Source organism: Mycobacterium sp. E802 (genome assembly GCF_001666875.1).
GTDB lineage: Bacteria > Actinomycetota > Actinomycetes > Mycobacteriales > Mycobacteriaceae > Mycobacterium.
In genome coordinates this window covers 17,941-31,051 of the sequence record NZ_LZJD01000155.1, presented here as the reverse complement: position 1 = coordinate 31,051, position 13,111 = coordinate 17,941, and the positions used below count along the sequence as shown (strand labels likewise).

General features: G+C 67.1%; 12 protein-coding genes. 10 read left to right on the top strand and 2 right to left on the bottom strand.

Going from position 1 to position 13,111, the window contains the following annotated elements:
* Positions 1-369: 369 nt before the first annotated feature.
* Entirely contained in the window at positions 370-930 is a 561-nt protein-coding gene (locus tag A5699_RS22345) for a TetR/AcrR family transcriptional regulator (protein WP_067774038.1), read from the bottom strand.
* Between the two features lie 85 nt (positions 931-1,015).
* Here A5699_RS22345 and A5699_RS22340 point away from each other — a divergent pair, with 85 nt between their 5' ends.
* From A5699_RS22340 to A5699_RS22295, 10 genes are all read left to right on the top strand, one after another.
* Positions 1,016-1,846: a mycofactocin-coupled SDR family oxidoreductase gene (locus tag A5699_RS22340; RefSeq protein ID WP_067774035.1), complete on the top strand. Its 831-nt coding sequence runs from the start codon at positions 1,016-1,018 to the stop codon at positions 1,844-1,846.
* Positions 1,846-2,646: a mycofactocin-coupled SDR family oxidoreductase gene (locus A5699_RS22335; RefSeq protein ID WP_197508363.1), complete on the top strand. Its 801-nt coding sequence runs from the start codon at positions 1,846-1,848 to the stop codon at positions 2,644-2,646. The genes A5699_RS22340 and A5699_RS22335 overlap by 1 nt, the downstream gene beginning before the upstream one ends.
* A complete protein-coding gene (locus A5699_RS22330; protein WP_067774028.1) occupies positions 2,643-3,440 on the top strand; it encodes a carboxymuconolactone decarboxylase family protein in 798 nt (265 codons plus the stop codon). The genes A5699_RS22335 and A5699_RS22330 overlap by 4 nt, the downstream gene beginning before the upstream one ends.
* Complete coding sequence (locus A5699_RS22325) at positions 3,437-4,813, top strand: aldehyde dehydrogenase (RefSeq protein ID WP_067774025.1); 1,377 nt, start codon at positions 3,437-3,439, stop codon at positions 4,811-4,813. The genes A5699_RS22330 and A5699_RS22325 overlap by 4 nt, the downstream gene beginning before the upstream one ends.
* Before the next feature lie 13 nt (positions 4,814-4,826).
* Positions 4,827-5,378: an ankyrin repeat domain-containing protein gene (locus A5699_RS22320; protein ID WP_082957829.1), complete on the top strand. Its 552-nt coding sequence runs from the start codon at positions 4,827-4,829 to the stop codon at positions 5,376-5,378.
* 84 nt (positions 5,379-5,462) lie between these two features.
* On the top strand, positions 5,463-6,242 hold the full coding sequence (locus tag A5699_RS22315) for a DeoR/GlpR family DNA-binding transcription regulator (RefSeq protein WP_067774022.1): 780 nt from the start codon (positions 5,463-5,465) through the stop codon (positions 6,240-6,242).
* An 85-nt stretch (positions 6,243-6,327) separates the two neighbouring features.
* Complete coding sequence (locus tag A5699_RS22310) at positions 6,328-7,794, top strand: amino acid permease (protein ID WP_067774019.1); 1,467 nt, start codon at positions 6,328-6,330, stop codon at positions 7,792-7,794.
* Positions 7,791-9,218: an FGGY family carbohydrate kinase gene (locus tag A5699_RS22305; RefSeq protein ID WP_067774016.1), complete on the top strand. Its 1,428-nt coding sequence runs from the start codon at positions 7,791-7,793 to the stop codon at positions 9,216-9,218. The genes A5699_RS22310 and A5699_RS22305 overlap by 4 nt, the downstream gene beginning before the upstream one ends.
* Complete coding sequence (locus A5699_RS22300; RefSeq protein WP_067774013.1) at positions 9,215-10,615, top strand: NAD(P)/FAD-dependent oxidoreductase; 1,401 nt, start codon at positions 9,215-9,217, stop codon at positions 10,613-10,615. The genes A5699_RS22305 and A5699_RS22300 overlap by 4 nt, the downstream gene beginning before the upstream one ends.
* A complete protein-coding gene (locus tag A5699_RS22295; protein ID WP_067774010.1) occupies positions 10,612-11,847 on the top strand; it encodes an NAD(P)/FAD-dependent oxidoreductase in 1,236 nt (411 codons plus the stop codon). The genes A5699_RS22300 and A5699_RS22295 overlap by 4 nt, the downstream gene beginning before the upstream one ends.
* Here the strand turns inward: A5699_RS22295 and A5699_RS22290 are convergent.
* Entirely contained in the window at positions 11,828-13,111 is a 1,284-nt protein-coding gene (locus tag A5699_RS22290) for a cytochrome P450 (RefSeq protein WP_067774007.1), read from the bottom strand. The two genes, A5699_RS22295 and A5699_RS22290, sit on opposite strands and share 20 nt — an antisense overlap.

Here is a 13,111-nt window from a genome sequence, read left to right as displayed (position 1 = left end):
GCGACTTCTCAGCGACAATCGCCTCTCAGGCACCAGAGGCACCGTTCGCCACGAGGCCACTGTTTACTCACGTCACCGAAGCCCCAAAAAGCCCACCCGCCACGGGTTTTGGGTTGTCCAGCTACCAGCGACAGTGTCGCTGGCAACCGGGCACTGGGCAGGTGAGGCCCATGAGACGGGAGGTGTCCGTGTGCCAAAAACGACGAGCGACAATGGGATTGGTGAGGCGTCACGATACCGGTGTGGCGATTGTCGCTGAGAAGTCGCGGATAGGCGGGCAGACCGGCACCCCACACGACACGCCAAGGCGATGCGTGTAGTGCCGAGCTGATCGACACGTCAGGCCGGGTTTTCGCCGGCGAGGGGTGGTCATTTCCTGTTCTGGTAACCCGCGGTAAGCCAGTAGACGGTGCGATCCAGACTGGGCAGGATGTCGGTGATCTCGATCTCGCCGGCGGTGAACCGTCCCACGAGCCCGAACACCAGGCTCGTCACGATGCTGTCGAGATCGTCGACGAATGCCTCGTCGACTCCATCCAGGATGGTCAGGCCGGCGGGCACCACGGCGTCGAGCCCACGGCGCACCAGGCGGTCCCCACCCGGAGCTGCCCTGGCTCGCGAGTAGGCCCGCAACATGTCCGGGTGCTTCTCCCACGGCTCGAACAGGGTGCGGAACATCCGCATCAGGGCCTCATACAGGGACTCCCCCGGCTCACGCACCTGTCCGGACACGCCCGAGTACCGGTTCTCAGCCATCCAGGAATCCAGCGCGGCCAGGATCAGCTCGTCACGGGTGGAGTACCGCTTGTAGATCGTGGCCAGGGACGTCTTGGCCCGCCGCGCCACCTCACGCAGCTGCACGCCGTCATAGCCCTCGGTCTCGAGGAGTTCGACGACGATGTCGAGGATCCGATCGCGTTCTTCTGCCACTTCGAAATCATCCTTGCCGCCGTGGTGTAACCAGGTTACCGTACCTGGGTAACACGGTTACACCCATTCGGCAAAGCGAGGATCAATGGGCAATCTGGACGGAAAAGTCGCCTTCATCACCGGGGTCGCCCGAGGTCAGGGCCGCAGTCATGCGGTCACGCTGGCCGGCGAAGGCGCAGCGATCATCGGTGTCGACGTCTGTGCCGACATCGCCTCCAACCCGTACCCCATGGCCAGCCGTGACGAGCTCGACGAGACGGTCGCCCTGGTCGAGGCAGCGGGCGGCAAGATGCTCGGCACCGTCGCCGACGTGCGCGACTTCCACGCACTCAAGAGCGCCGTCGACTCCGGCGTCGAGCAGTTCGGCCGGCTGGACATCGTGCTGGCCAACGCCGGCATCGCACCGACCGCGTTCCGGGAGGTGACGATCGACGAGGACCTCGCGATGTGGACCGATGCGATCGGGGTCAACCTGGTCGGCTCATTCCACACCGCCAAGGCCGCGATCCCCCACCTGATCGAGGGTGGACGCGGCGGATCCATCGTGTTCACCAGCTCCACCGCCGGGCTGCGCGGCTTCGGCGGATCGCAGGGCGGTGGCCTGGGCTACGCGGCATCCAAGCACGGCATCGTGGGATTGATGCGTACCTTGGCCAATGCCCTTGCCCCGCACAACATCCGGGTCAACACCGTGCATCCGACCGCGGTGAACACCATGATGGCCGTCAACCCGGCGATGACGGCGTTCCTGGAGAACTACCCCGATGGGGGACCGCACCTGCAGAACCCACTTCCGGTGGAACTGCTTGAGCCCCAGGACATCAGCGCGACGATCAGCTACCTGGTCTCCGACGCTGCCAAATACGTCACCGGGGTCACCCTCCCCGTCGACGCCGGCTTCACGAACAAGCTCTGATGGGGCGCGTCACCGGCAAGCGCGTGCTGATCACCGGCGCAGCACGCGGCATGGGCCGAAGCCACGCGGTACGTCTGGCCGAGGAAGGTGCCGACGTGATCCTCGTCGACATCTGCGAGTCACTGCCCGAGGTGGAATATCCCCTGGCCACCCGCGACGACCTCGACGAAACCGCCCGTCTGGTAGGCGAATTGGGTCGCCAGGCACTCACCTATGTGGTCGACGTCCGCGACGGCGCAGCGTTGAGCGCCGCGGTGGCCGACGGTGTCGAGAAGCTCGGCGGCCTGGACGCCTCGGTCGCCAACGCCGGGGTGCTGACCGCCGGTACCTGGGACAGCACCACCGCCGAACAGTGGCGCACCGTCGTCGACGTGAACCTGATCGGCACCTGGAACACCTGTGCGGCCGCGCTGCCGCATCTGGTGGAACGCGGCGGCAGCCTGATCAACGTCAGTTCGGTGGCCGGAGTCAAAGGCTCACCGCTGCACACGCCCTACACGGCATCGAAACACGGGGTGGTCGGGCTCAGCCGTGCTCTCGCCAACGAGCTTGCCGCAGTGAATGTTCGGGTCAACACCGTGCATCCCACCGGCGTCGCCACCGGGCTGCGACCCGACACCCTGCACACCCTGATCCACGAGACCCGTCAAGACCTGGGCCCGATTTTCCAGAACGCGCTGCCGATCCAGATGACCGACGCCCTCGACATCAGCAACGCCGTGCTGTTCCTGATCTCCGACGAGGCCCGCCACGTCACCGGGCTGGAGTTCAAGGTTGACGCCGGGGCGACGATCCGATGACCGCCGCCGACACCCGAACCGAGCGCGGCCGGCGGGAGTTCGCCGAGGTGATGACGTTCGAGGCGCCCGCAGATAGCAGCCCGGCGACCGCGAACCTCATCGACTTCGTGTTCGCCGAGGTGTGGCCGCGCCCCGGGTTGTCCCGCCGCGACCGGCGGTTCGTCACGCTGGCCTGCGTGGCGGCGGCCGACGCCGAGGGACCACTGCGTGACCACGTGTACGCCGCCCTCAACAGCGGGGACGTGTCCATCGTCGAAATGCGGGAAGCCGTCCTGCATTTCGCGGTGTACGCGGGCTGGCCCAAGGCCTCGTGGTTCAACATGATGGTCGACGAGCAGTGGGACCGCATCCACCGCGAACGCGGGCTGACCCCGCCCGCACCCGAGCCGCTGCTGCCGCTGCCCACACCGAGCGATCCGGAAGAACGACTGGTCTGCGGCGAGCAGTCCTTCCGGGACATCAACTGCATCCCGTTCGCCCCGACCCGGGACAACCCGTACTCCGGGGCGGGCATCCTCAACTTCGTCTTCGGAGAGATGTGGCTGCGGCCCGGACTCGGTATGAAGGAACGCCGCCTGGTGACGGTGGCCTGCGTGGCCTTTCAGGATGCGCCGCTGCCGATCCTCAGCCACGTCTATGCCGCGCTCAAGAGCCGCGATGTCTCATTCGAGGAAATGGATGAACTCGCACTGCATTTCGCGGCTTACTACGGATGGCCCAAGGCATCGAACCTCAACCAGGTGATCCGGGAACAGCAGCAACGTGTGCTCGAGGAAGAGAACGCCGAGGCATGAAGTTCGAGCACATCTACCCGGCGACCGGCCAGCCGAACGGGACCGTGGACCTGGCCGGAGCCGCCGAGATCGACGAAGCGGTGACCGCCGCCGCAAGGGCGCAGCGGAAGTGGGTCTCACTGACCGTCGACCGGCGCCGCGACCTGCTGATCGACCTGGCCGACGTGGTGCACGAGCACCTCGACGAGCTCGCGAAGCTCAACGTGGCCGACTATGCGGTGCCGATCTCGTTCGCCGGCACCGCAATGCTTCTGGAGCGGTTCCTGCGACATTTCGCGGGTTACGCCGACAAGCCGCACGGGGTGACGACACCGGTCAACGGGTCGTTCGACATCAATCTCGTCGAGCGTGAGCCCTATGGCGTGGTCGGCGTCATCACGCCGTGGAACGGCTCCCTGGTCGTCACCGGATCGTGTGTCGCGCCGGCGCTGGCCGCCGGCAATGCCGTCGTCCTCAAACCCTCCGAGCTCGCGCCGTTCGCGGCACTGCGCTTCGGCGAATTGTGTCTCGAGGCCGGGCTGCCCCAGGGACTGGTGACTGTCGCCCCGGCCGACGCCGAGGGCGGCGAGGCCCTGGTCCGTCATCCCGGCATCGGCAAGATCGCCTTCACCGGCGGCGGTGGTACGGCACGCAAGGTACTGCAGTCTGCCGCAACGAATCTCACGCCGGTGGTCACCGAGTTGGGGGGCAAATCCGCCAATCTCATCTTCGCCGACGCCGATCTCGACCTGGCCGCCACGCTGTCGGCCCACCAGGGCCCGCTCATGCAGTCAGGACAGAGCTGCGCATGCGCGAGCCGGATACTGGTCCACGATGCGGTCTACGACGAATTCCTGGAGAAGTTCCTCGCCGTCATCGGTTCCGCTAACATCGGCGACCCGATGGATCCCGCGACCACGTTCGGACCGGTGATCAGCCAGTCCGCCGCCGACCGGATCCTGGCCGCCGTCGATACCGCGGCGTCCAACGGTGCGGGTGAATTGCTGATGGGCGGCAAGCGGATCGATGGCAAGGGCTATTACGTCGAACCGACGGTTTTCGGCGATGTGGACAACTCCTCGGAACTCGCGCAACTGGAGACCTTCGGACCGGTCGTCTCGGTGATGCGGTTCCGCGAGGAAGACGAGGCGGTGCGGATCGCCAACGACACCCCATATGGCCTGAACGCCTTCGTCCAGACGACCGATCTCAACCGTGCCCATCGAGTGGCCCGTCGGCTGGAATCCGGATCGGTGTGGATCAACCAGTTCAGCGACATCTCACCCCAGGGTCCGTACGGCGGTTACAAGCAGAGCGGCTCGGGCCGGACCGGCGGCATCGAGGGCCTCAACGAGTTTCAGCAAGTAAAGAACATCCGGATCGCCGTGCGTTGATACGGTTTTTTCGATGAAGTTCAGGTTCACTCCTGGCCGCCGAAACGACCGCCGAGTGGTGCCCCGAGATGACCCTGTCGGTACCGATCGCGCGGGCCGCACGGCACTGCACTACGCCGTCACCAACGACCCGGTTGGCCTCAATTACACGGCCGCCCTCAAAGACCCGCAGCTCGCGGCCGAGAACTTCCGGATCGGCAACCAGTTTCGGACCGAGAACACCACGCGACTACTCGCGTTGGGGGCTGACGTCAACGCCGTCGACAACGTCGGGATGACGCCGCTGCACTTCGCCGCCCAGAGCGACAGCATCGACATCGTGAAGATCCTGCTCGAAGCGAACGCGAACGTGAACGCTGTCGCCGAAGACGGCTGCACGCCGCTCTATCAGGCCGTGCGCAATACGACCGGGAAACGTGCCGACATCGTGGCGGTGCTGATGGCCGCCGGAGCCGACCCCACGATCGACGACGGCAACGGGCCGGCCGTGCTGAGGTTCATCGCGCGCGTCGGCGATGGCGAACTGAGGGACCTGATGGCCGAGTACGGGCGCACCGTGCGCTGATTTCCCGGCTCCGGTTGACGTGGGCCACACCACACCCCACAATAACCGTCATGTTCGGTCAGAAATCCACATCGACGGTCAGCCGTGCTGCCGGTTGAACGTCACGAGGCGATCGTCGAGGCGGTAGGCACCGCGCAAGCGATCAGCACCGACGAACTCGTCCGGCGCCTCGGGGTATCAGCCGAGACGATCAGGCGTGACCTGGCCCTTCTCGAAGAACGAGGCGAGCTGCGTCGGGTCCACGGCGGTGCCGCCGCCGTCTCCGATCATCGCCCCATCGAGCCGTCCTACTCCGAACGCACGATGATCCGGCACCAGGCCAAGGCACAGCTGGCCCGGGTGGCCGCCGGTCTGCTGGAGAACGGGCAGACCGTCATCATCGACATCGGGACGACGGCCGTCGCAGCAGCCCGGGCGATCCCCCGCGGCTTCACCGGCACCGTGATCACCCCCTCGCTGCCGGTCGCGGTGGAACTCGCCGACCGCCCCGGAATCGAGGTGCTGCTGGCCGGCGGCCGGGTCCGGGCCGGGGATCTGGCCTGCTCGAATGCGCACACCAAGAGCTTCTTCACCGACGTCTACGCCGACATCGCCCTGCTGGGCTCCGGCGGTGTCGACGCGGCCGCTGGGCTCACCGATTTCCATCTCGACGAGATCGACGTGCGTCGCACGATCATCGCCAACAGCGCCCGCAGCTACATCCTCGCCGACTCGTCCAAGCTCGGGAAGGTGGCGCCCTACCGGGTCTGTGACCTGAGCGCGGTCGACGGCGTGATCACCGACGAGAACACCGACCCGGCCGTGGCCGCGGCCCTGGAGGAGACGGGAGGTGTGGTCATGCCGGCGCGGCCGGCAAGCGCCTGAAACGGGTGCGGGCGACGTTGCAGCGCCGCCCGCGGACCGAGCCATTCCTTCGCGAAACAGACAATTCCCGCAGAAAGCCCGATCGATGACAAATTCTTCCATATCGGCCTACGGCTATACCGAGACGTTGGAACGCGGCACCGGCAAGTTCGCCTCGTTTGCCGTGGCCTTCGCGTTCGTCTCCATCGCCACCGGCATCTTCACCACGTACGGCAGTGTGCTGAGCAGCTCCGGCCCCTTGGGGATCTGGACCTGGCCCTTCGTGATCGTCGGCCAGGTGGCCGTGGCGCTGTTGCTCGGCTCGCTGGCCGCGCGCATCCCGGTGACCGGCTACGCCTACCAGTGGGTGTCACGGCTGGCCAACCCCATCCTGGGCTGGATCACCGGCTGGATCTCGTTCACGTTCCTGGCGATCGTCGTGGTGGCAGTGGATTACACCGTGGCGGCCACCGTGGTGCCGGCCCTGTTCGACTTCCAGGGCACCGCGCTCACCGGATTCCTGATCACCGCCGGAGTGCTGCTGCTGCAGGCGCTGCTGGTCGGGCTGTCGACCAAGTGGACCGAGCGGGTCAACAACTTCGCCGTCACGGCTGAGCTGATCGGAATGGTGGCCCTGGTGGTGCTGCTGTTCATCGTCGGGGTGATCGCGCACAAGCTCTCCGTCGGAAACCTGTTCTCCCGCGGCGACATTCCGGCCGAGGGGTACTGGAACTTCGGCACCGCCACCTCGGTGGGACCGTGGATGCTCGGCTTCCTGCTCGGCGCCTTCACCATCGTCGGCTTCGAGTCGGCGGCCAACCTGGCCGAGGAGACCAAGCGGCCCGAAATCGTGGTGCCGCGGGCCATGTGGCAGGCCGTGCTGGCCTCTGGCGTGCTGGGCTTCCTGTTCCTGTTGGTGGTCACCGCTGCCGTCGACAACCCCACCGCACTGGCTCAGTCGGGTACTCCGATCGCCGACGTCATCCGCGACATCCTCGGCTCTTTCGTCGGCACCGCACTGCTCGTGTTGGTGGCGATCGCGATCTTCGCCTGCGGGCTGGTGATCCTGATGAGCGGTGTGCGCCTGGTCTGGGCGATGTCGCGGGATCAGCGGTTCCCGGGATGGCAAATCCTGCACAAGGTTTCACCGCGGTTCCGCACCCCGGCCAACGCCACCGTGTTCATGGCGGCCACCTCCGCAGTGATCCTCGGCATCTTCTCGACGAGCACCGACGCCTTGTTCAAGCTGTTCTCCGCGGCGACGCTGCTGCCGGCGTCGATCTACGCCATCACCATCGTGTTGTACATCGCGACCCGTAAGAAGCTGCCCGCCAGCGCCGGGTTCAGCCTGGGCCGCTGGGAAGTTCCGGTTCTGGTGGTCGCCGTGGTGTGGCTGGTGTTCGAACTGTCGCTGTTCCGCGATGCCTCATTCAAAGATCCGTGGCTCTACGTCCTGGCGATGGTGGCCATCGGCGCGGTCTACCTCGGGTACCTCCTGATCACCCGTGGCCGCGACGGCCTCAAGATGCCCGCGATGGCGTCGATAGATGCCGAACTGGACGCCGTGAAATGACGGTACTGGCCATCGACCAAGGCACGTCGGGGACCAAGGCGATCGTCGTCGACCCCGAACAGGGCGTGGTCGGCTTGGCCGAGGTGGCGGTACACCCGCGTTACCTTGACGGCGGCGGCGTCGAGCAGGATCCGGCAGAACTGCTGGAGTCCGTGCTCGGCGCCGGGCGCGCCGCGCTCGAGCAGGCCGACCGCCCGATCGACGCGGTCTCGCTGGCCAACCAGGGCGAGACCGTGCTGGCCTGGGATCCGGGCACCGGCCGTCCCCTGACCCAGGCGATCGTGTGGCAGGACCGACGCGCCGAGACCCTGTGTGCCGACCTGGCCGAGCACGCCGAGATGCTGGCCACCCGAACCGGATTGGTGCTCGACCCGTACTTCTCGGCACCGAAGATGGCCTGGCTGCGGCGCCATGCCCCCGATGCCGGGGGTGTCGTGACGACGTCCGATACCTGGTTGCTGCATCAGCTCACCGGTGAGTTCGTCACCGACGCCACCACCGCCAGTCGGTCGGCCGTCGTCGAGCTCGGCGCCAAGGACTGGAGCCCGGAGTTACTGTCGGTGTTCGGTCTCGACGACGAACGTCTGCCCCGGATCGCGGCCAACGACGAGATCATCGGCACCACATCGACTTTCGGTGCCGAGGTACCGGTCGGCGGGATCGTGGTGGACCAGCAGGCCGCACTGCTGGCCGAGGCGTGCCTGGAACCGGGCATGGCCAAGTGCACATTCGGCACGGGCGCGTTCCTGCTGTCCAACACCGGGACCGACCCCGTCCGCTCCACCGCGGGACTGACCTCCTCGGTGGCCTGGCGGCTGGGCGGCGTGGACTCGTTCTGCATCGACGGCCAGGTCTACACCGCGGCATCGGCGGTCAAGTGGCTGACGTCCCTCGGCGTGATCAGCGGCGCGGCCGAGATGGACCGCGTCGCCGCGTCGGACAACGCCGGCGTGCTGTGTGTGCCCGCGCTGGCCGGATTGGCCGCGCCGTGGTGGAAATCCCATGCCACCGCGACCATCTCGGGTATGACGCTGTCCACCGGACGCGGACATGTCGTGCTCGCGGTGTTGCAGGGCATCGCCGCGCAGGTCGCCGAGCTGGTTTCGGCGATCGACGCGGACGCCGCGGCACTGACCCGGCTGCGGGTCGACGGTGGGCTCACCCAGTCCACGGTGCTGATGCAGGCCTGCGCGGACATTCTGCAAGTGCCCGTCGAGGTGTACCCGTCGGCGCACGCCACCGCGCTGGGTGCCGCTGCACTGGCCCGGCTCAGCCTGACACCCGAACAGTCGGTGCGCGACGTCGTCACCGACTGGACACCGTCGGGGTGTTACGAGCCCCGATGGCGCCCGGAGCGCGCCGACGAATTCCGTTCGGCCTGGCGCGATCTGGCTGAAACCACGTACCACCAGGAGATTTCATGACCCCCCTGACCTCCGACGGCTACGACGTCGTGGTCATCGGAGCCGGCATCGTCGGCTCCGCCATCGCCCGTGAACTGTCCGGATACCAACTGTCGGTAGCCCTGCTCGAAGCCCGCGACGACGTGGGCGACGGCACCAGCAAGGCCAACACCGCGATCCTGCACACCGGCTTCGACGCCAAGCCCGGCACGCTGGAATCGGCCATGGTCAGCCGCGGCTATCGGCTGCTGTCCGACTATGCGGCCCACACCGGAATCCCGGTCGAACACACCGGAGCGATCCTGGTGGCCTGGGACGACGAACAACTCGACGCACTGCCCGGACTGAAGGAGAAGGCCGAGGCCAATGGCTACCACCGGTGCGAGATCGTCGATGCTGCAGCGGTGTACACCGCGGTCCCCGCTCTGGGGCCGGGCGCACTCGGCGGGCTCACCGTGCCCGACGAGTCGATCATCTGCACCTGGACGGTGAACCTGGCGCTGGCCACCGACGCGGTCAACCGCGGCGCCGCGTTGCTGACCAATCATCGGGTCGAGCGCGTCGAGATCGGTGACCAGGTCACCACTTTGCACACCTCCGCCGGAGCTGTGCGCACGCGCTGGGTGGTCAACGCGGCCGGGCTCGGCGCCGATGTCATCGACGGTCTGTTCGGCTTCTCGCGCTTCACGGTCACCCCGCGTCGCGGCGAGCTGATCGTCTACGACAAGCTGGCCCGACCGCTGGTCGACAAGATCGTCTTGCCCGTGCCGACCTCGCGCGGAAAAGGTGTCCTGGTCAGTCCCACGATCTACGGCAACGTCATGCTCGGTCCTACCTCTGAGGATCTGACCGACCGCACGGCCACCGGCACCTCGGAGAACGGTTTCGAGTTCCTGCTGGAGAAAGGCCGCGGGCTGATGCCCCGGCTGCTCGACGAGGAGGTCACCGCGACCTACGCCGGGCTGCGGGCCGCGATCGACCACGGTGATTACCTGATCGACGCCGATCCGGCGCAGCACTATCTGTTGGTCGGCGGCATCCGCTCCACCGGGCTGACCGCAGGGATGGCCATTGCCGAATATGCTTGTGAGCAATTGGTTTCGGCCGGCCTGGAATTGACCCCGGCTTCCGACCTGCCCGACCCGCCGCGCATGCCGAACCTCGGCGAGGCGTTTCCCCGCCCCTACCAGCAGGCCGAGAAGATCAAGGCTGATCCGGCCTACGGCCGCATCGTGTGCTTCTGCGAACGCGTCACCGAAGGGGAATTGCGCGATGCCTGCCACTCCGTGATCCCACCGGCCGCGCTGGAGGGGCTGCGCCGACGCACCCGGGTGATGAACGGCCGTTGCCAGGCCTTCTTCTGCGGCGCCGAGGTGCAGTCCGTGTTCGAGCGGGAACGTCAGGAGATCAACAAGTGAGCACCTATGACGTCGCGATCGTCGGTGGTGGCCCGGCCGGCCTGACCGCCGCAGCCGAGCTCGCCGGCTCCGGAGTGAATACCGTTGTACTGGAACGGGAATCCGCGGCCGGCGGTATCCCACGGCACAGTGACCACCCGGGCTACGGCATCCGCGACATGAAGACCTTCATCGGCGGGCCGGCATACGCTCGTCGCCTGGTCCGCGAGGCCACCGCGGCGGGCGCGGAGATCCGCACCGCCACGATGGTCACCGGTTGGGCCGGCGACAGGTCTCTGGAGCTCACCTCACCCGCGGGGCGCGAACAACTCGACGCCCGCGCGGTCATCCTGGCCACCGGTGCCCGCGAGCGGCCCCGGCCGGCCCGGATGATCCCCGGCGACCGGCCCGGTGGCGTCTACACCACCGGGCAGCTGCAGAACACCGTGCACCTGCAGCACCGCAGCGTGGGCACGCGCGCGGTGATCGTCGGTGCCGAACTGGTCAGCTATTCGGCGGTGCTCACGCTCAAACACGCCGGATGCGAAACCGTCTTGATGACAAGCGAATACCCCTCCTCCGAGGCATACGCGGTGTTCAACCTAGCCGGCCGCACTCCACTGCTGGGTGTGGAGGTTGCCACCACCACCCGGGTGGTTCGTATCATCGGCAAGGGCACCGTCGTCGGCGTGGAGATCGAGAACACGCGCACCGGAGCCCGCCGCATCGTGGCTTGCGACACCGTGGTGTTCACCGGTGACTGGATTCCCGACCACGAGCTGGCCCGCTCCGCCGGGCTCGACATGGATGCGAAGAGCCTGGGGCCCGTCGTCGATACCGCGTTGCGGACCAGCCGCGACGGTGTGTTCGCGATCGGCAACCTGCTGCACCCGGTGGACACCGCCGACATCGCCGCGCTCGACGGTCGCCACGTGGCCGCCCAGGTGCGTTGCTACCTGGGTGGCGCAACCACGCCCGACGAAGGGGTCCGCATCGAGGCCGATGCGCCGCTGCGCTGGGTCGCCCCCGGCCTACTGCGCCCCGGCGACCCTGCACCGGCCCGGCACCGGCTGCTGCTGTGGACTGACTCCCTGGTGCGAATCCCGAAAGTGGTTGCGCGCCAGGATGGCCGGGTCATCGGTCGCAAAACCCTGCTCTGGCCGGCCTCACCCGGGCGGGTGTTCCGGGTGCCGTCGAGCATCCTCGACGCGGTCGATTTCCGCGGCGGGCCGGTCAGCCTTTCGCTTCGGTGAAGGTGATGTGCAGTTCGGTCAGGCCGCGCAGCAGGAACGTCGGCTCGTAGCTGTAGCTGCGCTGCCCGGCCGGACCGTGTGCGGACTCGTCGATGGCGATGTCGCGCAACCGTTCCAGCAGACGGGCCACGGTGATCTGGCCTTCGACCCGGGCCAGCGGCGCCCCGGCGCAGGTGTGGATGCCACGCCCGAAGGCGATGTGCTCCCGCACATTCGGACGGTCGATGCGGAACTGATCGGGGTTTTCGAACTTGCGCGGATCCCGGTTGGCCGCGCCCAGGCACAGCATCAGCACGGTGCCGGCCTTGATGGGCACGCCGCCGAGCGTGGTGGTCTTGCGGCACAACCGGAAGTCGATCTTGGTGGGGCTCTGGATGCGCAGGGCCTCCTCAATGAAAGCCGGGATCTGGTCAGGGTTCTCGCGCAGCTGTTGCTGGAACTCCGGCCGGTCCCCCAGCGTCTGCACCGCGGCGCTGAGCAGTTTGGTCACGGTCTCCTGGCCGGCGGCGAACAGGAACGTCGCCGGGCGGACCACCTCAAGCAGCTCCGGAATCGATCCGTCCGGGTACGTCGCGGCAGCCATCCCGCCGAGCACGTCGTTGCGCGGATGCTCACGTCGCTCGGCGATGTATCCGCTGAACTTGTCGTCCAGATACTGCAATGGGTTGAGCCCCACCGCTTCGCCGTCGAGCGCTCCGACCCGGCTGCCCGGCCGCTGGCCCGCGCCCAGGGCCAGGCGGAACTCGGCCCGGTCATCCTCGGGCACGCCGAGCAAGTCGGTGATGGCCAGCGTGGCAAACGGTTTGGCGTACTCCGAGAGGAACTCGCAGCGACCGTTGGTGATGAATTCGTCGAGCTGGCTGTCAGCCAGCTGCCACATGTAGTCCTCGTTCTCCTTGAGCCGGCGCGGGGTGAGCAACCTGCTCAGCAGCGAGCGGGCGCGCTCGTGCTGCGGCGGGTCCATCACCACCATGTGCTCGAAGATCGGGAACTCGTGACGATGCGCCTCGATCTGTTCGGTGATGTCGTCACCCTCGGGCTCGAACGGCAGCGGCGGGAACGGGCCACCGATCGCGTTGACCGCCGAAAACGAGTCGTGGTCCTTGAAGGCCGCCATCACTTCCTGATAGCCGGTCACCGCCACCACGCCGTGGTGTGGCTCGGTGAACACCGGCCCGTTGCTGCGCAGGTACTCGTAGTACTCGTAAGGATCCTGGGCGACAGCGGGGTCGGCGAAATAGTCGACTGAGGCGAGATCGGTCAT